At 33.5% G+C, this 24315-nt stretch carries 32 protein-coding genes and 1 tRNA gene; 22 read left to right on the forward strand and 11 right to left on the reverse strand.

The features are described from left to right. Window positions 1–23: 23 nt before the first annotated feature. From hisG to hisI, 9 genes are read left to right on the forward strand one after another with little or no spacing between them, the layout of a single operon-like run. On the forward strand, window positions 24–1001 hold the full coding sequence (gene hisG / locus NSED_RS00725; RefSeq protein ID WP_014964326.1) for an ATP phosphoribosyltransferase: 978 nt from the start codon (window positions 24–26) through the stop codon (window positions 999–1001). Beyond that, entirely contained in the window at window positions 1001–2272 is a 1272-nt protein-coding gene (gene hisD / locus NSED_RS00730; protein ID WP_014964327.1) for a histidinol dehydrogenase, read from the forward strand. Before hisG ends, hisD begins: the two co-directional genes overlap by 1 nt. Further along, window positions 2269–3339, forward strand: coding sequence for a histidinol-phosphate transaminase (gene hisC, locus NSED_RS00735; protein WP_014964328.1), 1071 nt, complete (start codon window positions 2269–2271; stop codon window positions 3337–3339). The genes hisD and hisC overlap by 4 nt, the downstream gene beginning before the upstream one ends. Next, window positions 3336–4310, forward strand: coding sequence for an HAD family hydrolase (locus NSED_RS00740; protein ID WP_014964329.1), 975 nt, complete (start codon window positions 3336–3338; stop codon window positions 4308–4310). The genes hisC and NSED_RS00740 overlap by 4 nt, the downstream gene beginning before the upstream one ends. 25 nt (window positions 4311–4335) lie before the next feature. Beyond that, the gene (locus tag NSED_RS00745; protein WP_014964330.1) at window positions 4336–4923 is read left to right on the forward strand and encodes an imidazoleglycerol-phosphate dehydratase; all 588 of its coding nucleotides are present in this window, start codon (window positions 4336–4338) and stop codon (window positions 4921–4923) included. Continuing rightward, window positions 4923–5528 (forward strand): imidazole glycerol phosphate synthase subunit HisH, encoded by a 606-nt coding sequence (hisH, locus tag NSED_RS00750; protein ID WP_014964331.1) that lies wholly within the window; start codon window positions 4923–4925, stop codon window positions 5526–5528. Before NSED_RS00745 ends, hisH begins: the two co-directional genes overlap by 1 nt. Next, complete coding sequence (gene hisA / locus NSED_RS00755; RefSeq protein ID WP_014964332.1) at window positions 5525–6232, forward strand: 1-(5-phosphoribosyl)-5-[(5-phosphoribosylamino)methylideneamino]imidazole-4-carboxamide isomerase; 708 nt, start codon at window positions 5525–5527, stop codon at window positions 6230–6232. The genes hisH and hisA overlap by 4 nt, the downstream gene beginning before the upstream one ends. Beyond that, entirely contained in the window at window positions 6229–7032 is an 804-nt protein-coding gene (hisF, locus tag NSED_RS00760) for an imidazole glycerol phosphate synthase subunit HisF (RefSeq protein WP_014964333.1), read from the forward strand. The genes hisA and hisF overlap by 4 nt, the downstream gene beginning before the upstream one ends. A gap of 23 nt (window positions 7033–7055) precedes the next feature. Beyond that, window positions 7056–7382, forward strand: a complete 327-nt coding sequence (gene hisI / locus NSED_RS00765; protein WP_014964334.1) for a phosphoribosyl-AMP cyclohydrolase — start codon at window positions 7056–7058, stop codon at window positions 7380–7382. A 1-nt stretch (window position 7383) separates the two neighbouring features. Here the strand turns inward: hisI and NSED_RS00770 are convergent, their stop codons facing one another. Beyond that, window positions 7384–7959 carry a hypothetical protein gene (locus NSED_RS00770; protein WP_014964335.1) on the reverse strand — a complete coding sequence of 192 codons (576 nt, stop codon included), beginning with the start codon at window positions 7957–7959 and terminating at the stop codon, window positions 7384–7386. 193 nt (window positions 7960–8152) lie between these two features. On the opposite strand from NSED_RS00770, the gene NSED_RS00775 reads away from it, so the two are divergent. The 3 genes from NSED_RS00775 (at window position 8153) to NSED_RS00785 (ending at window position 11169) form a co-directional block, all read left to right on the forward strand. Then, window positions 8153–9367, forward strand: coding sequence for a threonine synthase (locus tag NSED_RS00775; RefSeq protein ID WP_026090004.1), 1215 nt, complete (start codon window positions 8153–8155; stop codon window positions 9365–9367). Then, a complete protein-coding gene (locus NSED_RS00780; protein ID WP_014964337.1) occupies window positions 9367–10704 on the forward strand; it encodes a ThiF family adenylyltransferase in 1338 nt (445 codons plus the stop codon). The genes NSED_RS00775 and NSED_RS00780 overlap by 1 nt, the downstream gene beginning before the upstream one ends. A gap of 180 nt (window positions 10705–10884) precedes the next feature. Further along, window positions 10885–11169 carry a hypothetical protein gene (locus tag NSED_RS00785; protein WP_014964338.1) on the forward strand — a complete coding sequence of 95 codons (285 nt, stop codon included), beginning with the start codon at window positions 10885–10887 and terminating at the stop codon, window positions 11167–11169. A gap of 176 nt (window positions 11170–11345) precedes the next feature. On the opposite strand, the gene NSED_RS10200 is transcribed toward NSED_RS00785, so the two are convergent. The 4 genes from NSED_RS10200 to NSED_RS00795 form a co-directional block, all read right to left on the reverse strand. Beyond that, window positions 11346–11516, reverse strand: coding sequence for a hypothetical protein (locus NSED_RS10200; protein WP_156800664.1), 171 nt, complete (start codon window positions 11514–11516; stop codon window positions 11346–11348). Between the two features lie 249 nt (window positions 11517–11765). Beyond that, window positions 11766–11993: a thioredoxin family protein gene (locus tag NSED_RS00790; protein WP_014964340.1), complete on the reverse strand. Its 228-nt coding sequence runs from the start codon at window positions 11991–11993 to the stop codon at window positions 11766–11768. After that, window positions 11983–12123 (reverse strand): YHS domain-containing protein, encoded by a 141-nt coding sequence (locus NSED_RS10085; RefSeq protein ID WP_014964341.1) that lies wholly within the window; start codon window positions 12121–12123, stop codon window positions 11983–11985. Before NSED_RS10085 ends, NSED_RS00790 begins: the two co-directional genes overlap by 11 nt. After that, window positions 12120–13136 (reverse strand): cytochrome c biogenesis CcdA family protein, encoded by a 1017-nt coding sequence (locus NSED_RS00795; RefSeq protein ID WP_014964342.1) that lies wholly within the window; start codon window positions 13134–13136, stop codon window positions 12120–12122. The genes NSED_RS10085 and NSED_RS00795 overlap by 4 nt, the downstream gene beginning before the upstream one ends. Before the next feature lie 90 nt (window positions 13137–13226). Between NSED_RS00795 and NSED_RS00800 the strand changes: the two genes are divergently transcribed. Both NSED_RS00800 and NSED_RS00805 read left to right on the forward strand, forming a co-directional pair. Further along, window positions 13227–13478, forward strand: a complete 252-nt coding sequence (locus NSED_RS00800; RefSeq protein ID WP_014964343.1) for a hypothetical protein — start codon at window positions 13227–13229, stop codon at window positions 13476–13478. A gap of 40 nt (window positions 13479–13518) precedes the next feature. Further along, window positions 13519–13971 (forward strand): hypothetical protein, encoded by a 453-nt coding sequence (locus tag NSED_RS00805; protein WP_014964344.1) that lies wholly within the window; start codon window positions 13519–13521, stop codon window positions 13969–13971. Here the strand turns inward: NSED_RS00805 and NSED_RS00810 are convergent. Next, window positions 13968–14849 (reverse strand): radical SAM protein, encoded by an 882-nt coding sequence (locus NSED_RS00810; protein ID WP_016940017.1) that lies wholly within the window; start codon window positions 14847–14849, stop codon window positions 13968–13970. The genes NSED_RS00805 and NSED_RS00810 overlap by 4 nt on opposite strands. Window positions 14850–14951: 102 nt before the next feature. Between NSED_RS00810 and NSED_RS00815 the strand changes: the two genes are divergently transcribed. From NSED_RS00815 to NSED_RS00840, 6 genes are all read left to right on the forward strand, one after another. Beyond that, window positions 14952–15254 carry an ArsR/SmtB family transcription factor gene (locus NSED_RS00815; protein WP_014964346.1) on the forward strand — a complete coding sequence of 101 codons (303 nt, stop codon included), beginning with the start codon at window positions 14952–14954 and terminating at the stop codon, window positions 15252–15254. 25 nt (window positions 15255–15279) lie between these two features. Beyond that, the gene (locus NSED_RS00820) at window positions 15280–15564 is read left to right on the forward strand and encodes a DUF8036 family membrane protein (protein ID WP_014964347.1); all 285 of its coding nucleotides are present in this window, start codon (window positions 15280–15282) and stop codon (window positions 15562–15564) included. A gap of 35 nt (window positions 15565–15599) precedes the next feature. Continuing rightward, window positions 15600–16043 (forward strand): hypothetical protein, encoded by a 444-nt coding sequence (locus tag NSED_RS00825; protein ID WP_014964348.1) that lies wholly within the window; start codon window positions 15600–15602, stop codon window positions 16041–16043. Next, window positions 16033–16389: a reverse transcriptase-like protein gene (locus NSED_RS00830; protein WP_014964349.1), complete on the forward strand. Its 357-nt coding sequence runs from the start codon at window positions 16033–16035 to the stop codon at window positions 16387–16389. Before NSED_RS00825 ends, NSED_RS00830 begins: the two co-directional genes overlap by 11 nt. A gap of 62 nt (window positions 16390–16451) precedes the next feature. Continuing rightward, window positions 16452–18548, forward strand: a complete 2097-nt coding sequence (locus NSED_RS00835; protein ID WP_014964350.1) for a 4-hydroxybutyrate--CoA ligase — start codon at window positions 16452–16454, stop codon at window positions 18546–18548. Between the two features lie 73 nt (window positions 18549–18621). Continuing rightward, window positions 18622–20148, forward strand: a complete 1527-nt coding sequence (locus tag NSED_RS00840; RefSeq protein WP_014964351.1) for a 4-hydroxyphenylacetate 3-hydroxylase family protein — start codon at window positions 18622–18624, stop codon at window positions 20146–20148. Here the strand turns inward: NSED_RS00840 and NSED_RS00845 are convergent. The 3 genes from NSED_RS00845 to NSED_RS00855 form a co-directional block, all read right to left on the reverse strand. Then, window positions 20145–20999 carry a CFI-box-CTERM domain-containing protein gene (locus tag NSED_RS00845; RefSeq protein ID WP_420804857.1) on the reverse strand — a complete coding sequence of 285 codons (855 nt, stop codon included), beginning with the start codon at window positions 20997–20999 and terminating at the stop codon, window positions 20145–20147. The two genes, NSED_RS00840 and NSED_RS00845, sit on opposite strands and share 4 nt — an antisense overlap. A gap of 210 nt (window positions 21000–21209) precedes the next feature. Next, complete coding sequence (locus NSED_RS00850) at window positions 21210–21983, reverse strand: signal peptidase I (protein ID WP_014964353.1); 774 nt, start codon at window positions 21981–21983, stop codon at window positions 21210–21212. A gap of 43 nt (window positions 21984–22026) precedes the next feature. Continuing rightward, window positions 22027–22767, reverse strand: a complete 741-nt coding sequence (locus NSED_RS00855; protein WP_014964354.1) for a zinc-ribbon domain-containing protein — start codon at window positions 22765–22767, stop codon at window positions 22027–22029. Between the two features lie 115 nt (window positions 22768–22882). Here NSED_RS00855 and trxA point away from each other — a divergent pair, with 115 nt between their 5' ends. Together trxA and NSED_RS00865 are read left to right on the forward strand one after the other, a co-directional pair. After that, window positions 22883–23209, forward strand: coding sequence for a thioredoxin (gene trxA, locus NSED_RS00860; protein WP_014964355.1), 327 nt, complete (start codon window positions 22883–22885; stop codon window positions 23207–23209). Between the two features lie 68 nt (window positions 23210–23277). Continuing rightward, window positions 23278–23811: a zinc ribbon domain-containing protein gene (locus NSED_RS00865; RefSeq protein ID WP_014964356.1), complete on the forward strand. Its 534-nt coding sequence runs from the start codon at window positions 23278–23280 to the stop codon at window positions 23809–23811. A gap of 19 nt (window positions 23812–23830) precedes the next feature. Here the strand turns inward: NSED_RS00865 and NSED_RS00870 are convergent, their stop codons facing one another. Together NSED_RS00870 and NSED_RS00875 are read right to left on the reverse strand one after the other, a co-directional pair. After that, window positions 23831–24190 carry a zinc ribbon domain-containing protein gene (locus tag NSED_RS00870; RefSeq protein ID WP_014964357.1) on the reverse strand — a complete coding sequence of 120 codons (360 nt, stop codon included), beginning with the start codon at window positions 24188–24190 and terminating at the stop codon, window positions 23831–23833. A gap of 43 nt (window positions 24191–24233) precedes the next feature. After that, window positions 24234–24305, reverse strand: a tRNA-Ala gene (locus NSED_RS00875). Window positions 24306–24315 lie beyond the last annotated feature (10 nt).

Raw genomic sequence — 24315 nt, forward strand, 5'->3', positions numbered from 1 at the left:
ACTAAAAAGTGAAAAAATTAAAAATGTCTGAAGTAAAATTTGCTATTCCAAAAGGAAGTTTAGAAGAGGCTACATTCAAACTATTAGAAAAATCTTGGACTAGAGTAAATCGTAAGAGTAGAACTTATCGAGTTTATCTTGATGATCCTAGTATTGTTGTCAAAATGCTTCGCCCTCAAGAAATTCCAACATTGGTTGCAGAAGGATTGTATGATGTAGGAATAACTGGCAAGGATTGGGTGGGGGAAACAAATGCTGATGTTGAACCTATCTTAGATTTAGAATATGGTAAAATTAGATTAGTAATTGCTTTTCCTGACAAGTATCGCTACAAAAATCTTGACGAAATGATTGCAGATTATGGTAAAAAGAAAAAAACACTTAGAATTTCATCTGAATATCTTACAACAGCTTCAAAATTTCTAAAACAATCAAAATCTTACAAAAAATATTATGGTTCCAAAGATCCTCTCATTGTTACCCCTTGGGTAAGATTAGGCAATAACAAAAATGTACAAATTCATCTATCCTTTGGTGCAACTGAAGCAAAACCTCCTGAGGATGTAGATGCAATAATGGATGTAACAGAAACAGGTACAACTCTAAAACAAAATAAACTCAAAATTGTCGATGAGGTCCTAACTTCTACTGCACATTTGATTGTAAATAAAAAATCATTAAAGGATCCTAAAAAACGTGAAAAAATATTTGATATTGTAACTTTAATGCGAGGTGCAGTTCATGGCAGAAAATTCTTACACATTTACCTAAATGTTGAAGAAAAAAATCTGAAAAAACTTTTGACCCAAATGCCTTCTCTGAAAAAGCCTACAATAAGTCCATTGAGTGAGCAAGGATGGTTTGGTGTAAATACCGTCATTAAAAAAGAAGAATTTCACAAACTTATCCCTAAATTAAGGAAGATTGCTCAAGGTCTTGTAGTTCATGAACCCCGACAAATTCTTGAACTTGAGGAGATAAAGCGTGACGAAGAAAATTGATGAGAATAATCAAAATTACTAATGTAGAAAAGTTTGCAGCAAAAATTCTCCCAAAACAGCCTCAAAATAACAAAACTATAGTTGAATCAATCCTAAAAGATGTTAAAAAAAATGGCGATACTGCAATCAAAAAATATGAAAAAAAGTTCAGCAAGGCAAGCATTCCTTCATTACGCATATCCAAAAATGAAATTAAAAATGCATACTCTCAAGTATCAAAGACCGAACTTGATGCATTAAGATTAGCAAAAGCCAAGCTTGGAAAAACAGAATCAACTGTTAAATCATTACTAAAAAATACCACAATTAATCAAGATGGAATAAAAATCACAAAAAAATTTATTCCTATTCAAAGTGTAGGATGTTATATACCAGGCGGATTAGCAAAATATCCCAGTTCTGTAATCATGTCTGTGGTTCCAGCTAAAATTGCTGGAGTCAAAAGAATTGTAGTTGTATCTCCGCCAAACTCTGATGGAAAAATTGATCCATTAACTATCGTATCTGCTGATATTTGTGGAGCTGATGAGATTTACAAAACAGGAGGTGTACAATCAATTGCAGCATTATCTTATGGAACAAAATCAATTCCAAAAGTCGATAAAATTGTAGGTCCTGGAGGAGCATTTGTAACAGCAGCAAAATCTTTGATTAGTGATCAAACTGGAATTGATATGCTTGCAGGTCCTACTGAATTGGGAATAATAGCAGACAACTCGGCAAACCCAAAATTTGTTGCTTTGGATTTAATTTCTCAAGCAGAACACAGCAATGACACATTTTGCTATTTGATTACTACATCTCAAAAACTTGCAATATCTGTGAACAAAATTCTTTCTGAATTAATTCCAAAAATCCAGAGAGGAAAAATCACAAAATTCAGTCTTAAAAATAATGGATTTATTGGAATATGTAAAAACAATTCTGATATGATAAAACTTGCAAATATTTTGGCCCCTGAACACTTGCAAATAATGACTAAAAACCCAAAAGCCATATCTTCAAAAATTACTGCATCGGGTCTGGTTTTAATTGGAAACAACACTCCCTCCTCAGCAAGTGACTACATTTTAGGCTCAAATCACATTTTGCCTACAAACGGATTTGGAAAAATCAGAGGCCCACTTTCGGTCTTGGACTTTATCAAGGTAAATACACAGATTTCATCATCAAAGAAATCATTATCAAAAATATCAAAACATCTCCAAGTCTTGACAAAAGCTGAAGGATTGCCTAATCACTATAAAGCAGTTAGAGGTAGATTGAATTGAAAAAAAATTGGTTTGAAGAAAAAATCACAAAATTCAATTCTATTGGAGGCTATCAAAAACCAGAACTCATTCAAGATTCGGTGAAACTTGATTCAAATGAAAATTATGTAATTCCAAAACAATTCCAAAATGATATACTTTCTTCTGCAAGAAAAAATTCTGATGTTAGAGCATATCCCCTTGGTGGAGTTGAAAGACTGATTGATACATTATCAAAATTTATCAAAATACCCTCTTCTATGATTGGAGTTGGAAATGGTTCTGATCAAATATTAGATTTGATTCTATCCAATTTTGCATCAAAAGAAACCAAAGTTTTAACCTCTAATCCAACGTTTGGATTCTTTGAAGAGCGTTGTAAATTGTACGGTATACCATTAATTGCAATTCCTTTCTCTGACGATATGAAATTAGATATTACAGATTTTCTAAAACAATCTAAAAATGCAGATATTCTTTATCTTGACTCTCCAAACAACCCTACTGGCTTCCAATTTTCAAAAAATCAATTACAAAAACTGATCAAGTCTTTTAATGGACTTGTAATAATTGATGAGGCCTATGGAGAATTTGGTGAATACACTATTTCTGACATGGTTAAAACTCAAAGTAATCTCATTGTAGTGCAGACTCTTTCAAAGTCATTTGGTTTAGCAGGAATCCGATTAGGCTACTTCATAGCAAGTAAAAAATTCACTGAGGCCTTCATGAACGTTTTACAATACCCATACCCTCTAAGTACAATTACAATTGAATCTGGAATTGAGGCTTTGAAAAAATCAAATATTATGAAAGACACAATCGATAATATCAAAACTGAAAGAAAACGAATTATTGAGACTTTGCAGAAATATGATACATTTCAAGTATTTGATTCCAAGGCTAATTTTGTACTTTTTGATGCACATGGCTCCTACAAGCGGGTTTATTCCGCACTATCAGAACAAGGAATCTCAATTCGTAAATTGGGAAAAATTGGAAATCATGATGGATGCCTCAGGGTTACTATTGGCACAAAAGAAATGAATTCAAAATTCTTATTGGCAATTCGTGATTTATTGAGATGACTCTGAGAAAAAAATCTGATGGAATCTATGTAGATGATTCTAAAATTGAAATTCTAAATAAAATAGATGCTGTGGTTTTTGATTGTGATGGAGTGCTAATTGATATTACAAAGTCTTATGATTTGGCAATAATTAAAACAACTCAATATGTTCTAGAGCATTTTGCCAAAATTGATGACTCTATTCCTATTGATTTTAAAATTATTGACGGATTCAAATCTACAGGTGGATTTAACGATGAAGTTGATTTGACATATGCTGCAATAATTTCTATAGTAGCTGCAAAGAAATTAGAAAAAGATCAAACTAAATTCGTCTATGATGTTATAGAAAATTCTGACTCCACCGGTATTATTTCTGTAGAAAAATACATTGAAAATCTTGTTGATATTTCTGACATCAAAAAACAGCTGTCTTATCCTGGAACTCATCATGAAAATCCACTCTATCGTATTTTTGATCAGATTTTTTATGGTCCTGAACTTTATGAAAAATTATTTCATAATACATCTAATTTTTCTGATCCTGGATTGATTGAACAAGATGATGTGATTCTAAATGATATTTTGATTGAAAAATTGTTAAAAAAATTTAATTCAAAAATTGCTATGGTTACTGGCAGAGGAAAAGAATCTGTAAGTTATTCATTAAAATCATTATTGAATAAATTTGATTTGAATAATTCTGTGTTCCTTGAGGATGAATCTCGTGAACTTGCAAAACCAAACCCTCAACCTCTCTTAAATTCAATTAATGGAATGAATAGCACTTCTACTCTTTATGTTGGAGATTCTTTTGAGGATTTCATAATGGCAAAAAAGACGACTGGTTTGGGACATGAAACTACATTTTGTGGAATTATTGGTACCAGTAAAAACCCCCAAGAAAAATTAAGACTATTTGAGAAAAATGACGCTATTTTGGTATTGGATTCAATCCATCTGTTACCAAAGGTATTAAATTTAGAATAATACAATCACATAATCTGTGAGAAAAATGGCACCACGAAAGGCATCAATTAAACGAAATACAAAGGAAACTAGTGTCAATGTATCTGTAAATTTAGACGGTACTGGAAAAACATCCATTAAAACTGGAATAAACTTTCTTGATCATTTGATTGTATCATTTGGTACACATGGAATGATGGATCTAAAAGTTGTTGCAAAATCAAATGATGGCATTGAACACCATTTGATTGAAGATACTGCAATTACAATTGGACAAACAATTGACAAAGCATTAAGCACTAGACGTGGAATAACTAGATTTAGCTATGCTTCTGTTCCAATGGATGAATCACTTGCTGAGGCTTCAATTGATTTAGTAAAACGTCCATTTTCAAAGTTGACTTTATCTATTAAACGAAATAAAATTGAGGATGTGTCAAAAGAAGATCTTGAACACTTTTTTCAATCTTTACTGCAAAATCTGAATAGTTGCATTCACCTTACTGTAAAGTATGGAGATAATGATCACCACAAAGTTGAAGCTGCCATTAAATCACTTGCCGTCGCATTAAGAAATGCATCAACACAAGATAAAAAACAAAAAGGAATTCCAAGCACAAAAGGTTCAATGTAATGGTAAGTGTTGCAATTTTTGATTATGGTGCTGGAAATATTTTCAGTCTGAAAAACTCTCTTGAAAAAGTAGGTGCCACAGTTGATGTAATCACTACCTTTGATAATCAAAACACATATTCTGGATTGTTACTTCCAGGGGTTGGCAACTTTGATCCTGCCATGAATAGTGTAAGGAATTATTCAAAGGTTGAATTTAGAGACTATGTTGGTAGTATGCCTGTTCTCGGAATTTGTCTTGGCATGGAAATGTTTTTTGAAAAAAGTGAAGAAGGCAAGGAGAAAGGCTTGGATGTAATTGATGGTGAAGTAATTGTTCTTCCCCCATCTATGAAGGTGCCACACATGGGATGGAATGACCTTGAAATTAAGAAACCTGGAAAAATACTTGAAGGAGTCAAAGATGGCTCTTGGGCTTATTTTGTTCATTCGTATAGAGTAAAGCCCAAGTCAAATGATGTAATCACTGCTGAATCTGATTATGGAATCAAAGTGCCTGCAGTTGTTGAGTATGAAAATTTTTTTGGTACGCAATTCCATCCTGAAAAGTCCAGTATTGTTGGAAAAATTATGCTAGAAAATTTTCTCAAAGAGTGTAAGAAATGAAAATAATTCCTGCCATTGATCTGATGAATGGTCAAGTTGTAAGACTGTACAAAGGTGATCCTAAACAAAAGACTGTGTATAGCAATGATCCTGTAGATATTGCAAAACAGTGGGAATCTGCAGGCGCTGATATTCTTCATTTAGTAGATTTGGATGCTACCTTAGGAATTGGCTCCAATATTGAAATTATTAAAAAAATTCTTGACACTATATCCATTCCCATTGAAGTAGCTGGTGGTTTGCGAGATAAATCATTAGTGTTGGAAATGGCGAACCTATCAAAACGAATAGTGTTAGGAACATTGGCATTCAAAGATAAACCTCTTTTAAAATCACTATTGTCTGAATTGGGGCCTGAAAAAATAGTCATTTCAGTTGATCATAAAGATGGTGAAATTGTAATTCATGGTTGGCAAAAAGGCACCGGAATAGAATTGATTCCATCCATCAAAGAATTTCTTGAAATGGGATTTACTGAATTCCTATTAACTAATGTTAGTCGTGATGGTACACTTGAAGGGCCTGATTTAGAATTTCTAGAACAAGCTTGTAATTTACCAAATACGAACATCATTGCAAGTGGAGGCATTTCAAACATTAATGATGTTGCAGACGTTAAAGAAAAAAATGCATTTGGAGTAATTCTTGGAAAAGCACTATATGAGAAAAAAATTTCAATTGAAGAGGCAAAAAAACTATCATGACACTAACTAAACGAATCATTCCTTGTTTAGATGTAAAAAATGGACGAGTAGTTAAGGGATTGAACTTTGAATCAATCAAAGATGCAGGAGATCCCGTAGAACTAGCAGAAAAATATAGCAATGAAGGTGCAGATGAATTAGTATTCTTAGATATTACTGCATCTGATGAACAACGAAAAACAATCAAAGAATTGGTAAGAAAAGTTGCATCCGTTATTGATATTCCATTTACAGTAGGTGGTGGAGTAAAATCATTAGAAGATGCAAGGAATATCTTACTTAATGGGGCCGACAAGGTTGGTATCAATACCGGTGCTATAAAAAACCCCAAAATCATTACAGAATTGATGGAACTGTTTGGTAGACAGTGTGTTGTAGTAGCTGTAGATGCTAAAAGAAATTATGTCATTGATGATTCAAAAAATATCTTTTCTGAAAATGGTCAACAATTTTGGTTTGAAGTTTTCATTTACGGTGGAAAGGAAGGGACTGGAATTGATGTAATTGACTGGGTAAAAGAGGCAGAAAAATTGGGTGCAGGTGAAATTCTTCTTACTAGTATTGATAAAGATGGAACTAAAGACGGCTATGATATTTTGCTGACTAAAAATGTCGTTGATTCAGTAACTATTCCTGTTATTGCTTCAGGTGGATGTGGCAAACCTGATGATATGGTTGATGTTTTCAAGGAATCAAATGTAGATGCAGCATTGGCTGCTTCAATATTTCACTATGAGACACATGGAGTTAATGGTGTGAAATCATATTTGAAAGAAAAAGCAATTCCTGTAAGATTATAATACTGATTTTTATTTTATTTAATATGGAAAAAACCATTGATGATATAGATTTTGAGAAAAGTGGTGGTCTTGTACCTGTAATTGTTCAGGATGCTAATACAAAAGACGTTTTGACATTGGCATATACAAATAAAGAATCTTTGGAACTTGCAAAAAAATCTGGCAATTCCTGGTTTTGGAGTCGTTCTAGAAATAAACTTTGGATGAAAGGAGAAGAATCAGGCAACACACAAAAAATTAAAGAAATTTTAGTTGATTGTGATTCTGATGCAATTATCTATCTGGTTGAGCCTTCTGGACCTGCTTGTCATTTAGGTGATAAAGTCTGTTTTCACAATAATTTGAAATAAATTAACAGACTGGTTCATAAGAATCTTCATCACCTGGAAGAATTTTATCTGTTATTCTAAATTTTAGATTTTCATAATTTGTTCCTCTAAAAACTACCGTCCAATCTCCTACAAGATCATCAATTGAGCATATACCATTTTCCTTTGAGATTTGGGGTTGTATGTAATAGTTGAAAACATTTTTCTTTGAACCATCAAACGGAATCGTTTGATATACTTTGTAATGTGTATCGTTAAGTGGTCTTAGAAATGCAACTTGTCCTTTTTCATACTGTTGTAATCCACCAATAACGAGAAATATTTTCTCACCTAGTACATATTCACTACGATCAATCTGGAATGGTCCTGATGTAATCCACTCTCTTTCTTTAGGAGAATATTCATTTTCTAAATTAATTCTTTCAATCTCATCTAATTTTTTTTGTACTTCTGGTGATGTATCTTCTTCTGGCATTAACTCCCTATCTAGTATATCTTCGACCTCCATCTGATTTGATTCTTGATTTGTTATTGCAATAATTCCTATCATTACTATTATCGCCCCAACAACAATTGGAATTACAATCTTACCTTTCACAAAAATTCTCTTACAAAAATGTCTAAAAACCTTCCTCAGAATTTATTATTTTAAAAAATTTGATTTTTGATCGTTTTACCTATCATTCCCCTTATGATTACTATTAATCATTATATTTTTTAGTGATAAAATTAAGTAATACTTAACTTGATATTAGGATTTTTTATCTATATTATCAAAGGTGATAATGATCTTGACTAGAACTTCACTGCAATGTAGAGAATGTAAAAAAGAGTATGATACTGCTTTCAAGTATATTTGTGATGAGTGTTTTGGTCCCCTAGATGTAAAATACAATTTTCCTACTATAACTAAGGACACTTTTACAAATCGTGATCATACGTATTGGAGATATTTTGAATTATTGCCCATAGAACAAAAATCAAACATTGTAAGTATTGGGACAGGAATGACTCCTCTGATAAAAGCTGATAATCTTGGAAAAAAATTAGGACTAAACAATCTTTACATCAAAAATGATTCTGTAAATCCAACATTTTCATTCAAAGACAGACCAGCCGGGGTTGCAATATCCAAAGCTAAAGAATTTGGCTTGTCGGCAGTTGGTTGTGCATCCACTGGTAATTTAGCATCTGCTACTGCAGCACATGCAGCTAAAGCTGGATTGCCATGTCATGTATTTGCACCAAGTAATATTGAGATGGCAAAAATTGCTCAGGCATTATCGTATGGTGCAAACTATATCGCAGTTGATGGAACATATGATGATGCAAACACAATAGCTGCACAAATTGGTGATAGCAAAGGCATTGGTATAGTGAATATTAACATGCGCTCTCATTATGTGGAAGGCTCTAAAACATTTTCATTTGAAGTTGCAGAACAACTTGATTGGCAAGTCCCTGATCAACTGATAGTTCCAGTAGGAAGTGGTGCAATGCTTAACGCAATATGTAAAGGATTTGAAGAATTACAAACTGTATCATTACTTGATGATGTATCTAACATGCATATGGTTGCAGCTCAACCACATGGTTGTGCACCAATAGTAGATGCATTTAAGAAAAATAACAAAGAAGTAATTCCAGTTGAGAATCCTGATACTATTGCAAAAAGTTTAGCAATTGGTGATCCTGGAGATGGAAGGTATGTTTTGAAACGCTTACAACAATACAATGGATTTGCTGAAGAATCAAACAACAAAGAAATACTTGATGCCATTTTATTATTGGCACAAACTGAAGGAATATTTACAGAACCAGCTGGAGGAGTTTCAATATCTGTTTTACAAAAAATGGTTGAACAAGGAAAGATTGATGCAAACGACAAAGTAGTATGTTATGTTACTGGTAATGGTCTGAAGGCAACTGAATCAATCATGGAAGTTTTAGTAAAGCCTACAGTGATGAAGGCAGACGTGAATGAAATATCGGCGGTAGTAAACTAATGACAAATATCACATTTACAATCCCTTCTGTGCTTAATCAAAGTGGTGGCGAGAAGAAAATAGAGACTTCTGCTGACTCGTTACAAGATGCATTTATCAAAGTCTCTGAAATCATGGGTGATGATTTTAAGAGGCGCGTTTTGGAAGGTGACGGAACTCCACGCTCATTGATAAATATCTACATCAATGGAAAGAACGCAAAATTCTCTAGTGGCATGGAAACTGTTCTAAAAGACGGTGATGAGGTTTACATTTTACCTGCAGTAGCTGGTGGTTCAGAAGAACTTTCTCCAAAAGAACTAGACAAATTTTCCAGACAAGTAATGTTAGAAGAAATTGGTTATGGTGGACAATTAAAATTAAAAAATGCCAAAGTTTGTGTTGTAGGAACAGGTGGTTTGGGACATCCAATTATCTCTAGACTAGCTACAATGGGTATTGGAACTTTACGTATTGTTGACAGAGATGTAATAGAATTATCAAATCTGCATAGACAGATGATGTTTGATGAAGATGATGTTGGCCAAGTCAAAGTTGAAGTTGCTGCAAAAAAATTACAGAAATTAAATCCTGATTGCAAAATTGAAGCACTAGCTGTATCTGTCAATGATTACACTGCATTAGAAGTTGTTGAAGGTTGTGATGTTGTAGTTGATGCACTTGATAGTGTCAATGCAAGATACGCATTAAACAAAGCATGTGTGAAGTTTGAAATTCCTTTTGTTACAGGAGCTGCAGTTGGAACATCCGGACAAGTCTTTACTGTTATTCCAAAAAAATCTGCATGTTACTATTGCATGTTTCCATCCCTTGATGAGGATTCCATGCCAACATGTAGTATTGAAGGTGTTCATCCGCCTATACTTTCTATTGTTGGTGCAATCGAAGTTTCAGAAGCTGTTAAAATAATTCTTGGAAAACCCCCAAATCTCTCTCAAAGAATCTTGCATATTGATTTGGAAAACCTTGATTTTAACAGTACTAGAACATTCAGAGCTGATGAATGCCCCGTTTGTGGGACAGGCAAACTAGACGTTGTTACAAAAGAAGAATTGATTTTAGAAGAATTATGTGGACGCAATCGTGGTAAGAGGACTTATTCTATTACTCCTACTGAAACATTTGATGTTGATGTAGATGCTGTAACTAGAATCGCAAAGGAAAAAGGATTCATTGTAGAAAATCAGGGTAACTTGGGACTGTCTATGAGAACTAATGACTTGTCTGTAAGTTTCATGAAAAAAGGCTCTGCAGTTGTGGTGGGACCAAAAAATGAACAAGAAGCTGTTATTTTATACAAAGAATTATTAGGCCAAACCATCAAAACAGCAAATTAATTATCTACTATTTTTAATTGATTTTATGAATAAAATTATATTTTTTTATTTGTTTTATTTTTAATTCCTGCAAGTTGTTCTTTTGGTGAAATTCAACCTGAATTAGAAGATGATGTCTTTATCTTTGTACAAACTACCTTAAGAAATTCCGATGGAACACTTGTAGTATATCTGGAATCTGTGAAATTCTCAGATCTTAATCTACCTGCACTAAAATCATTTTTGGATTATGAGGCAACACGAGGAAATGATCCAATTATTACTGTAGATGGGCAGAATTTTCAGGTGATAAGAAGAGTGCAATCACAATCATTTGATTCAGAAGAATTAGTTGCAAGTACCATTCTATCTGATGCAGTTGATGGAAAAAACATCATTCTTGCAAGATTTGCTCATGATGGATATTCTACTATTCCTGGTGATACTTTGGAATCAATGTGGACATTTGTCCGATCTGTCGCTTAGATAATAAAACACCTACTCTCATTACAAAGAATATTACTAGAACAAACTCATATTTCAAATGATTTAGGTGTAATTGGCTGAACTCACTAACATTAACTTCTATTTTCATCCCTCATTTGGCGGCTGAATCCACATGAGCATATATTTTATTTTTACATTTCTTGAAAATGATTACTTTATGAAGTAGGATTCATCAAGGCTGCCCTCTCTTTGACTTTTTTGTCTATTAGAGCATTAACATACTCACCTTGTTGCACATTACAATCTCCAATATTTGCTGCAAAACCATCAAAAGTTTCTACAATACACCCAGATTCTGTAATTGCTATCACTTTCAATATATTCATCTGGAGAAACATACCACATCAGATATGCAAAAAGAGTCAACGCTCCTATAAGTATGACCCCTCCAATAATGAAAATAGATTTTTTATCTGATGTACTATTTGATTGATTATTTACTGCTGACATAATCTAATTGTGTCAGTTTTAAATAAAAATGAAAATGTATATTTTCAAAGATGGTTTTTAGTAAAGCAAATCATATCTAAATTCATTTTCTATCAGAATTATTTTTACAACAAAAATTTTAGACATTATGACAATTTTTCAAGAATTTCATGTTTTTTTGGTATGCCTGTAAATTCTAATTTGTCATCAATTACAATTCCTGGAGCAGTAAATATTGGATATTTCTCCAAATATTCTGGTTTTTCTGTAACATCTATGATTTCATATAAAATATTTAATTCATTTAGAATTTTTTCAACTAAATTACAATTTCCACAAGAAGGAGTTGTCAGAATTTCTACTTTATGACTCATTTTCAAATTGCTCTGGATTATTTTCAAATGCCCATCTACAGCTAGCACAACAGAATATGTATTCTCTACCTTTATGCAATAACTTTTCTCCTTTCTCCCCAAGTTCCATTCCGCAAACAGGATCTTTCATGCATTTATCCTCCTCAATTTACTAACCGAAAGCACAAAAATTGGACTCAAAATTAACACTGCAAATAAAGCAGGATAGAATATTTTAAAGTCTTTTCCAGAATCTCCATGTCCATGATCATGCTCTTCCATCTCAAATTCAGGAGGAATTGGAGTCATTTCAATTAAATTATTCCATCCTTGATGGATGAATGTTTCTTCATACCATTCATGACCGTCTGGAAAACCATTGATTATCAAGAAGGAACCGATGATTATCAACATCCATCCTGATGCTTTTTCTATGGATTCTCTTTTGACTGTAAGACTTTTTGTTGCATTAATTCCTATAACTGCAAGTACTGACATCAAAATCAAAGGAATTGCTCTGCCTACACCATGCACGACACCTAATGATGCCCCTACTTCAATACTTCCAGTTCCTGCAATGTAAATTAAAAGCCAATAGAACAAAGGATTAGGACAACCTACTCCTGCATTTCCCAATAATAATCCCATGAAAAATGATTTTGTATACTCTCCACGTTTTTGAATGAATTTAGGAGTTCCTGAATAAGATGGTAGTCTCAAAGAAATTATTTTCAATTGCGATAACCCAAAAACAAAAGCTGCAATTCCCGCTATCAAAAACATTATAGTAGAAGCTTGATCTAATGATGCGGTTTGTCCTATTGTAGCAATTCCAATACCATATGCTGTAATAGTCAAAGTTAAACCTAAACCAAAAAGCAGAGCCATTGTTAGTCCTTTCTTGTAACCGTGTCCCATACTCAATGGAACAATAATGAACACCAAAGGTAGAGTACAAGGCAAAACAATCATGGATAAACCTGCAACATATGCAATCATTATCCATGAAAGAAATGTGGTTTGCTCTTTTTCTTCAATTGCAAAAGTTGTCCCTAAAGAAAATATAATCCCGATAAAGATTAACGAAAATAAAAAAATACAATTAATATCATTGATTTTTTTGCAAGTATCTCTATCGACATATCCGATGTATCTATTCTTCATATTTAACAAGCTTTATGTTTGTAAATATTGTCGTCTTTTTTCTTTATAGTGTAAAGAAAGATTATTAGCCTTAATTCTCCCTACTAAAATATGACTGAATTCTCTTCTGAAGAAAAAACCATTCTAGTTCAATATGGGATTAAAAAATACGAGAATGAAGAAACGATCTTTGAAAAATTAAAGACAATATTACCTGAAAAAGATATTCAAAGAAATATTGACACTCTTCTTGGAACTCAAAGAGTTAGACGAATTGGCCCTGAAAATCTTCAAAATAATGAAAGTCATACTGAATTACCGGATCTTCCTGAACACCTCAAATCTATAATTGATAATCTTTAACTTGAAAAATTCTTAAACTACTATAACACATGATTTTGATATGAATAAAGTAATTTTATTTTCAGGCATTTTAGCTTTGACTTTTATTTTAGCATTCTCAATCGGTTCTGCCTTTGCACACCCACATTCAGGTCAAATCCTCATTAATGGTCATACTCATCAACCTCAAACTGAAATCATTTCATTAGGTGGAAATATCGCACTTGAAAAATCAACTATCTTTTTCCACTCTCCTGAAGAAAACTCATTGCCATGGGCATTTGTTGAAGGGAATATTGCAAATCATGTTGAAGGATATCCAGTAATTATTCAAATTTTCAAAGAAAATGATGCAGTTCACTTTGCACAAACAAGTGTTGAGCAAGATGGTGACTATGAGTATAGATTCAGAGTATTGAATTCTGAAAATGGTGTAACCAGTAAAATATTTGATGGGGATTATCTAGTCAAAATTTTCAAGGTTGTATACATCAATCAAGAAAATTTAATCTAGAATCCACGTAATCCTTGCGGGCGTACAATCTCTGGATGTTGCTTCATCCATTCTACTTTCTCTAACATTTCTTGCTTGTCTTGAGGGAATGTCCCTTTTACTGTATATGCATTAGAACCATGATTTACTCTAAATACAATTTCGTCTTTGGTTTCAATCTGATTTATCAAATCATAGAGTTCTTCTAATGATTCATCATCATTTATTCTGACAAATTCACCTTCATACTTGTCAATGAATTCTTGTTTGATCCCATTTTCTAAATACAGTGTTAATGCTCCAACATAATTTGGTGAACATGCACTAATCACCTCTGCAGTTCCTTTGATGTGCTCTTTTGAATATTTTTTTCCACCCAGTCCTAAAATTACCATACAAGACATTACATATCCTGCATCCTTTGCTTTGTTAACTGATTTGATAATTGTTTTTGCAACTGCACCTTTTGTTACTTTTTTCAGAACAATGTCTGAACCACTTTCAATTCCTAGATAGAACATATCCAAACCTGCCTCATTCATTTTCTTTAATTCTTCAGGTGTTTTCTTTAGGATATTCATAGGCATAGCATAACATGAAATTCTTTCAATATTTTGAAATTTTTCTCTAATGTACTTTACAATTTTAACCATATACTCTGAATCAATATTTAGTGCGTCACCATCTGCAAGAAACACACGTTTTGTTTCAGGCAGATAACCTGCCATCATGTCAATCTCTGCTTTAACATCATTCCACGGTCTCTCAGAATATTCTTTGGATCTATACATGTCACAAAATGAACATTCGTTAAATGAACAACCAAGAGTCACTTGAAAGATAAGTGATCTAGCTTCTGATGGTGGCCTATACAATGGTGCATCATAATTTAACATCATTTTCTAATTCATTCAAATTTGTCTGATTTGTTTTTTATACTTTCTACTTTTACCTATCTCAGAATACCTTTTAGTAGTAAATGAGAAGAACCTTCATAAATTATGGCCAACGATCCCGATGCAAAAAGACTGCTGTGGTTTGTATTTGCGGGCTCACGAGGGGGATTAAATCGGTTAAAAATAATTTCAAAATTAAAGGAAAATCCATTTAACACAAATCAATTAGCAAAGGAATTGGGTCTTGATTACAAGGCAATTCAACATCATATTAGAGTACTAGAAAAAAATAACATGATAAGCAAAGTTGGAGAAAAATACAATGTGAACTATTTTATCTCAACTTTTCTTGAAGTGAATATGGAGACATTTGAAGAAATTGAAGGAAAACTGGATAAAAGTAAATAAAAGATTGACAGGTGTTTTAGACTAAATGGAATCTACTTCTCTAGTATTATCTATTGTCTCGATTGCAAATATGAGTATACTTGGAATTCTAATCTGCATATTTGGAAAAATGTATGTCAAGACTAGAGCAGAACTTCCATTGGGTATGATAGTTGTTGCAGGAATGCTATTCTTACATAATGTAATTGGTGCATTTGCCTATTTTTCTATGGAAGAGATTTTCTCTCATGAAATTTTCCCATACATGTTAGGTGTAGGAATTGCTGAGCTTGCAGGGTTGATCATATTTTTGAAAATAACTTTGGATTAATCTTAGTTTATTTGTAACAAACAATGTTCTAATACGTGTTTCAAGAATATCTAAAACTAAACAAAAATGTCCTCATAGCATTTGCTGCATCAATAATAATTTCAGCAGTAATTGCTCAAATATTATCTGATCAAGCTGATTATCTTAACACAACATATACGACGATTGCAGATTATGTGATATATTTTTCAGTTTTTAGTTTCTTGTTTTATGTGGATAATAGAAAAAAGTATCAACTAAACTCTGGAAAAACTGATATTACAAAATTAAAAAATGATTTAAAAAAATTAATTACATCTCTTGGTATTGCTGAAATCATATACACTGCAGCTAGATGGGCATTGCAATATTATTTTCTAACAATAAACTATGATCCATATTTGGCATCAATTACATCTCAAGGAATCTCTACAATTATTTACATGATAGTGTTAAATCTAACTGTAAAGATAACAAGGTTGTATAAAGATGGAAATTAATATTTACGTTGACGGTTCTGGTGGAACCAATAGTGGATATGGTTATTTTATTAAAGAAACCGGAGAATCGTTCTATGAAAAAAAACCTGACCTTACTAACAATCAGGCGGAATATCTTGCAATAATTTCTGCATTGAACAAATACGTTGATTCAGATGAAGAAATTATCATTCACAGTGATTCCAAAAATACTGTGAATCAATTAAATCATGAATTTGCAATAAATAATGAAGAATTAAGAAATTTGGCTAGAGAAGCATGGGAACTTATGGGAAAATTTTCAAACTTGTCTATCGTATGGATTCCTAGGAAAGAGAATCTAGCTGGAAAAATGCTGGGAAGCTAAAACTAGAGATCAGAAATTTCTATGAATAACTTTATTATACAAAATCCTTTGATCAGTTTTACATGGCAGAATCTGTCTTTTTATCACCAAAATCAATTGCAGTAATTGGTGCATCTGACAAGAGAGGAAGTGTTGGAGCTACAATTACGTCAAATATTATGAACGGTTTCAAAGGAACTGTTTTTCCAATTAGTCCCTCAAGGGATACTGTCTTTTACAAAAAAGCATACAAGAGTGTTTTAGATGTTCCAAAATCAATTGATCTTGCAGTAATCGTCATTAAAAATACGTTAGTTGCACCAGTGTTAGAAGAATGTGGAAAGAAAAAAGTCAAAGGCGTTATCATTATCACAGCTGGCTTCAAAGAAGTTGATGAAGAAGGAGCTAGACGTGAACAAGAAATAAAAGATATTGCTAAAAAATACAAAATCCAAATCATCGGACCTAATTGTCTTGGTGTCATGAATCTTGATCCAAAGACAATGATGAATTCTACTTTTCTTAAAGTTACACCAAAGTCAGGAAAAATTGCATTGGTATCTCAGAGTGGCGCAATCTGTGCAGCACTAGTTGAAGATGCAAGTGCTCAAGGAATTGGTTTTTCTGCTGTTGTAAGTCTTGGAAATAAAGCTGCAATGAGTGAGGTTGACATCCTAAAAATTCTTGCAAATCATAAACAAACCAAAGTTATTGTGATGTATCTTGAAGACATGGGAGATGGTCAAGAATTCCTCAAAGTTTGTAAAAATATTACTAAAAAACTCAAAAAACCAGTACTTGTACTAAAATCTGGACGTAGTCCAGAGGGTGCAAAAGCTGCAATGTCTCATACTGGAGCTTTGATGGGTTCAGATGAAATCTATGATGCTCTTCTTAAACAATCAGGCGCAATCAGAGTTGATACTATGGAAGAATTATTTGATTATGCAACAGCATTTTCAAAACAACCACTTCCAACAGCAGGTGGTTTAGTTATTGTATCAAATGCTGGAGGGCCTGCAATAATTTCCACTGATGCATGTTCTAAAGCTGGAATTAGAATGGCAAAGATTGATAGTATTCGTTCAAAGATTGATGAAGTAATTCCTCCTTGGGGGAGCTCTAGAAACCCAGTTGACATTGTAGGTGATGCTGATTTTAACAGATTCCATAACGTGTTGGATCGTGTACTGAAACATCCGAAGGTAGGATCTGTGATTACTATGTGTACACCTTCTGGAACTCTGAATTATGATAAACTTGCTGAAGTTATTGTTGAAATGTCAAAGAAATACAAAAAAACAATGCTTGCAAGCTTGATGGGATTGGATGAAGGCATTACAAATAGAGAAATTTTATCCAAAGGAGATGTTCCTTATTACACATACGCTGAAGGAGCAATTAGAACTTTAGCTGCAATGATAAAGTTTGCAATTTGGGTAAATACCAAAGAAGGAAGAATCACAAAATTCAAAGTAAACAAAGCTAAAGCAAAGAAAATTTTTGACAAAGTCAAAAAAGAAAAAAGACCCAATCTGTTAGAAGAAGAAGGACAAGAAGTTCTCAAAGCATATGGCTTACCCTTGCCTCAAAGTGCACTTGCCAAAAATGAAACAGAAGCAATAAAAATTGCCAAAAAAATTGGTTATCCTGTTGTAATGAAAATTGCATCACCTCAAATTATTCACAAGTCTGATGCTGGTGGTGTTAAAGTAAACTTGAACAATGATGCTGAAATCAAAGATGCATTCAAAACCATTATCAAAAACGCCAAAAAATACAACAAAAATGCAGAGATCAAAGGAGTCTTGATTGTAGAGATGGTAAAAGGTGGCAAAGAACTCATTATTGGTTCAAAACTTGAACCAGGATTTGGTCCTGTAATTATGCTTGGAATGGGTGGAATCTATGTCGAAGTTCTTAAAGATGTAACATTCAAGCTTGCACCTGTAACTGATAAGGAGGCTGATGATATGATAGCCTCAATTAAAACTCAAAAACTACTACAAGGTGTGAGAGGAGAAAAACCATCTGATATCACAAAATTATCTGAGTGTATTCAAAGACTATCCCAATTAGTTTCTGACTTTAAAGAGATTAAAGAATTAGACATGAACCCTGTTCTAGTAATGGAGAAAGGAAAAGGCTGTAGAATTCTTGATGTCAGAATTGGACTTTGATCGCAATTCATACCTAAAATTTTACTTACACTACTCTAGAATATTTATACAACATAAAGATGAATAATGTTACATGGCTAATGTCTTGAAGACAATTAGAACAGGCGATGATTATATTGAAAGTCTTAGAGGGCGAGATCTCAAAATTTACCTCTTTGGAGAATTAATTAAAGAACCCGTGGATCATCCAATTATTAGACCATCCATTAATGCAGTTGCAGAAACTTATGATCTTGCAGTTCGTGAAGAAGCATTAGCTTCTGCTGATTCATCAATTACTGGGTTGAAAGTTAACAGATTTTTACACATTGCAGAAAGTGCACAAGATTTAGTATTACAAAATAAAATGCAGAGAAAGCTTGGGCAAAACACAGGAACATGTTTCCAAAGATGTGTTGGAATGGATGCATTGAACTCTTTACACTCTACTACATTTGAAATTGATGAAAAACATGGAACTGATTACCATAAGAGATTCTTAGAATTTGTAAAGATGGTGCAAAAAGAAAATCTTGTAATAGGTGGTGCCATGACTGATCCTAAAGGGGACAGAAGTAAAGGTCCTTCAGAACAAGAAGATCCTGATTTATTTACTAGAATTGTGGAAACTGATGAGAAAGGAATCTATGTTTCAGGTGCAAAAGCGCACCAAACTGGATGTATCAATTCACATTGGATTCTTTTGATGCCAACAATCAGATTAACAGAAGCTGATAAAGACTGGGCTTTTGTTGGAGCAATTCCAGCAGATGCAAAGGGAGTCACCTACATTTACGGTAGACAATCTTGTGATACGCGAAGTATGGAAGAAGGTGACATTGACGATGGTAACGCAAAGTTTGGCGGTCAAGAAGCCTTGATAATTTTAGATAAAGTGTTTATTCCATGGGACAAAGTATTCATGAACGGTGAATATGAATTTGCATCAATGCTTGTAGAACGATTCACATGTTATCATAGACGTAGTTACGTATGCAAAACTGGTTTAGGTGATGTGTTAATTGGAGCAGCAGCAACCATTGCAGATTATAATGGAATTCCCAAAGTATCTCACATTAAAGATAAAATTATTGAGATGACTCATCTAAATGAAACAATATTTGCTGCAGGTATTGCATCATCACATCAAGGACATAAAATGAAGTCTGGTGTATTTCTAAATGATGACATGCTTGCTCAAGTTTGCAAACATAATGTAACTCGATTCCCATATGAAATTAGCAGATTGGCACAAGACATTGCTGGTGGGCTAGTAGTTACACTGCCATCTGAAAAGGACTTTAGACACCCAGAAGCTGGACCATTGCTCAAAAAATATCTTGCCGGAAGAAAAGGTGTTGATGTTGAAAATAGAATGAGAATTTTAAGATTAATTGAAAATATGACCCTTGGAAGAAATGCAGTTGGATATCTTACAGAATCTATGCACGGTGCAGGCTCGCCCCAGGCACAAAGAATCCAAATTCAAAGACAAATGCAAGTTGGATACAAAAAGAACTTGGCAAAGAATTTGGCTGGAATTAAAAATGATATTCAAGAACCAAATGAACCCTCTGATTACTTTAAGCGTGTATTCAAAACAAAAGATTCCGTTCTTTAAGTTAAATAATTTTCAATTTTTCTAAAATTAGTTCTTTTTAATTTCATTATTAACATAGTTGGAATTGCAATATACATTCCTACATTCATCAAAATTACGCCAATTCCGTAACCAAATACTTCAGATTCTGATTCTGCATATGACATTACAGATAGTGTGGATAACAGTGGTGTAATTCCAATTTTTACCAATTCCTTGAATAGTGGGCTTTCTCTTTCCATGTCTGCTACATATGGTGAGAATGAATAGTAAACCTGGTTGAATCCTGCCATAAATAATGAGCCTGATTGTGTATCCATCAACTGATTATCTCTAATTTCTCTGAGGAATTGAACTTGTGGTGCCATTTCAGAACCATATGTTGCAGTAGCAATGAGACAACCTCCGCCCTCAGTAGTATCAACAATCCAACACTTTCCATCTATCAGTTCAGCACCTTCATCACATACCGTTTTTATTTCAATATTGTTTTCATTTGATTCTTTTACAATTAATCCCTCTAATTCTTTTTGTTGCTGTTCAATCTCTTGAGGGATTTCTTTGATATTGACAGGTTTTGTATCAATTTTTCCTTCTTCTGCCTCTTTGGTGCTTTCCTGGATTTCTAAACTATAATACATTCTACTAGCTTCAATTAATTTCTGATATCTGTCTGGCTCTGAATATAACCATAAATCATCATTATACAAATTCCCACACAATCTTGATTCAATAGAGTGATGATGATGTTCAAAAAAATCATTTCCCATAAAATAATACAATTGATAATTTTCTTCACACCACTCTATTCCATTTAATGTCAACCCTGCAGTATCACGAAATGGAGTTTGTGCGTATGCCGATCCAACCAAAAAAAATATTGAAAAAACAAGAAAATATTTCAATCAGGAGTTTTCTTTTCTACTACTTCATAAATGATACTACTATTGAAACTAATAATTTCTCAGTATCCTTTTTTAATAATTTTGACGTAATTATACTACCAAACAAACAGGACGATCTATTGCACTTGTCATACGTGCATAATGTGAACCTGTTTGTCTGAATATTGGTAAAAATTATTATTCTTTCTTCTTTGGATTTTCATCTCTTTCTTTAGAGTCATTTTGTTTACCTTCAATAGCTTCCTCAATGTGTTTCAATTTGTCTTCAATCTCAGATTTTTTTGCTAAATCCTCAGGACCTTCATTATCTTTTAATTTTCCTGCCTCTTCTGTTTTTTCAATATGTTCTGAATATTCAGAATCTTTTTCAATCTTGTCAATATCTGACAATTCTTCAATAGTATCTGGATTTTCTGAATTTAATGGATCTGTAAAGGAAAGTTCTTTTTCACTTTTCTTCTTAACTACCTGTTTGACCACCATGATTCCCACAACTATTGCAATTATGACATAGTTGATTGGAGGCTTTAGTAATTGTGTAACATATCCAACTTGTGGAAGCGTGTATGCTACTTTTCCTATGTACTCTTTTTCTGTAATTGGAAAATCTGTTCCTGGAATTGATGCTGGATTTGCATCTCCTTGTGTTCTGATTGTTTTAGGATCTTCTTGAATTATTGATGCAACTCTATGCACAATAACCCTGTTATGATCTGATGGCCGATTAAAAACAATAATGTCACCAACTTCAATATCTTCAAAAGGCTCATGACCTTGAACAATTAAAACATCATAAACTTGTAAGACTGGAACCATACTTCCACTTGCAACAACATAAAATGGATTTTGAGTTCCAAATGCAACTTGAAGACCTATCCATATTACTAAAACTCCGACACCGACAATTATGATATCTTTGATAACTCCTTTAGGTACTGATCTTTTTGCCAATTATAATATCGCCTTTAGCATCATTGATTAAATTTACCAACTATCAGATCTTGGTTCCACATTCTTCGCAGAATTTGGAGCCTTCTTTGTTTCCAAATCCACAGTTAGAGCATTTTCCTGGCTGAGTATCTTCTTGCGGATTTCCTAAAAGAACCACTTCGCCAATTTTTTTGATATTGCTCCAAGGCACGCTGCCTTCTGTACCATCTTCTTTAGTAATAACAAGAACCATTGATTGAGTAGAATCAATTCCAACTTGTTTTGCAGTTCCTATTTTGTTTGCATTCTCATCAAATACAATTTTCCCTTCAATTGAAGTGACTGAAGTTGCAGGACCTGGCTTAGTAACTGATTCTTGTGTAACCGTTGTAGGTTGTACTACTTGTTGTGGTGTAATTTCAGATTGCGGTGCACTTTGAACTTGAGGTTCTAATGGTTTTGCACTTCCAACTTCGCCTGCTTCATCTTCTTTTTTGAAGTCTCTGTATTCTGCAATTGAAGCATTACATGAATTACAAATGTATTGACCTCTTTCTGCAAGAATTAGATTTTCAGCAACTTCTTCATTTGGATTCTCAAATTCAATTTTTGGAGGACCTTCAAATTCTTTTTCACAAGTATTGCAAAAATGTTTAGTAATTTTTTCAGGATCTAATCTTCCAATTGGTGCTAAAAATAGATCTGGACCTCCTAGATTGCCTTTCATTTGTTGCTCATCTGTAACGGTGGCCATAACATAACCCCCAGATCCTCGTAATTTTTTAAGTCTAAGTTCTGAACTCATATCTGAGATTTGGCAAAACGTCATTTAAGTATATATCAAAATTAATTTTCCAACAAAAAATACGGTGCTGATTCTGGTGAACGTTTTTAGGTATGTGCAATGAAATAATGATAGAATGGCTGTAACACAAATTTCAGATGCAAAATCATGGGAAGTAGATGTGATAAATTCTGACATTCCTGTATTTGTAGACTTTTGGGCCGAATGGTGTGGCCCATGTAGAATGGTAGGTCCAGTAGTTGAAGAACTGGCAGCTGACTATGAAGGCAAAGTAAAATTTGTCAAGGTTAACGTTGATGAGGCCAATGAATTGGCATCAAAATACAATGTCTTTAGCATTCCAACTTTAATCATCTTAAATAAAGGTGAAATAGTTAGTCAGCAAGTAGGTGCTGCATCTAAAGAATCATACCAAGGTATGATTGATAGAGCACTTGCATAATTTCAAACACACGTTTTTCCTCTTTTTTGATCCTAAAGTAATTAATATTCCAAAAATCGAGTGAGAATATGTCATTTGGTGAAGTAGATACCCTGAACATGCTCTTTGATAAACTACAGAGTTTGTTTGATGAATCTCAGGGATACTATGAATCATTTCTAGACACAAATAACATGTACAAAAAAGGACAAATCAGTGATAAAGAATTCTTCCAAAAATTAGGTGATTATACTGTTGCGTACTCTGCATTAGAATTTCTAGCAATCAAAGTAATCTTTGAATTAAAAAAATCTATAGGATCTGGCTCTGGAAATACACAGTCTCCAGGTTTGATGCCAGGAATGGGTCAACCAGGGATGATGGCAGGTGGAATGGGACAACCACCAAGAGCCGGAACTGCACAAAATCCAGTAGGTGGGGGTCCACCTGGAATTGTTTCTGCACAGGAATCATTTGGAGATGTTGGAACTTTACCATCACCTGATCCAGCTTTGATGCCAAGACAAACAACGCAATCACAAGGTGGAAATGGATGTTCTTCATGTGGAGCATCACTTAGAGCAGGTGCAAAGTTTTGCACAAAGTGTGGCACTAAAACATAAAATTAGTAATCAATTTTTTTTATTCTTGTGTCGTTCCACATTCAGGACAGAATTTTGCAGTCGCAGAAAGACTAGTACCACATTCAGAACAAAACTTTCCACTTGAAATTTGCTCATTGTATGCATTTCCAACAATAGCTGAACTTTTTACTGCACCAGATGGTACGTATGTTTCATCATCAATTAAGACTGGTTCAAAGTCTTGCTCTACCAAATATGTCATCATTCTTGGAATTCCTTTTCCTTCATTTTTTGGATCTGGAACAGAGTCTCCTAACCAAAATGCAAATCTCATTAAAGTTAATTCAGGTGTAGAGAATGCTAGAGTATGCTTTGACATGTAATCTTGTGCAGCTTTTTTGCCGTCAAAAACTTCCATAATGATGATATTTTTTATTTATGTATAATAGTTTCTAGAAAAGTGGACCGGGAGGGAATCGCACCCTCGACATCCTCGTTGCGAACGAGGCATTATACTCCTAAACCACCGGCCCTCAGAGTATC

Source organism: Candidatus Nitrosopumilus sediminis (assembly GCF_000299395.1).
In the GTDB taxonomy this organism is placed as follows: Archaea; Thermoproteota; Nitrososphaeria; order Nitrososphaerales; family Nitrosopumilaceae; genus Nitrosopumilus; species Nitrosopumilus sediminis.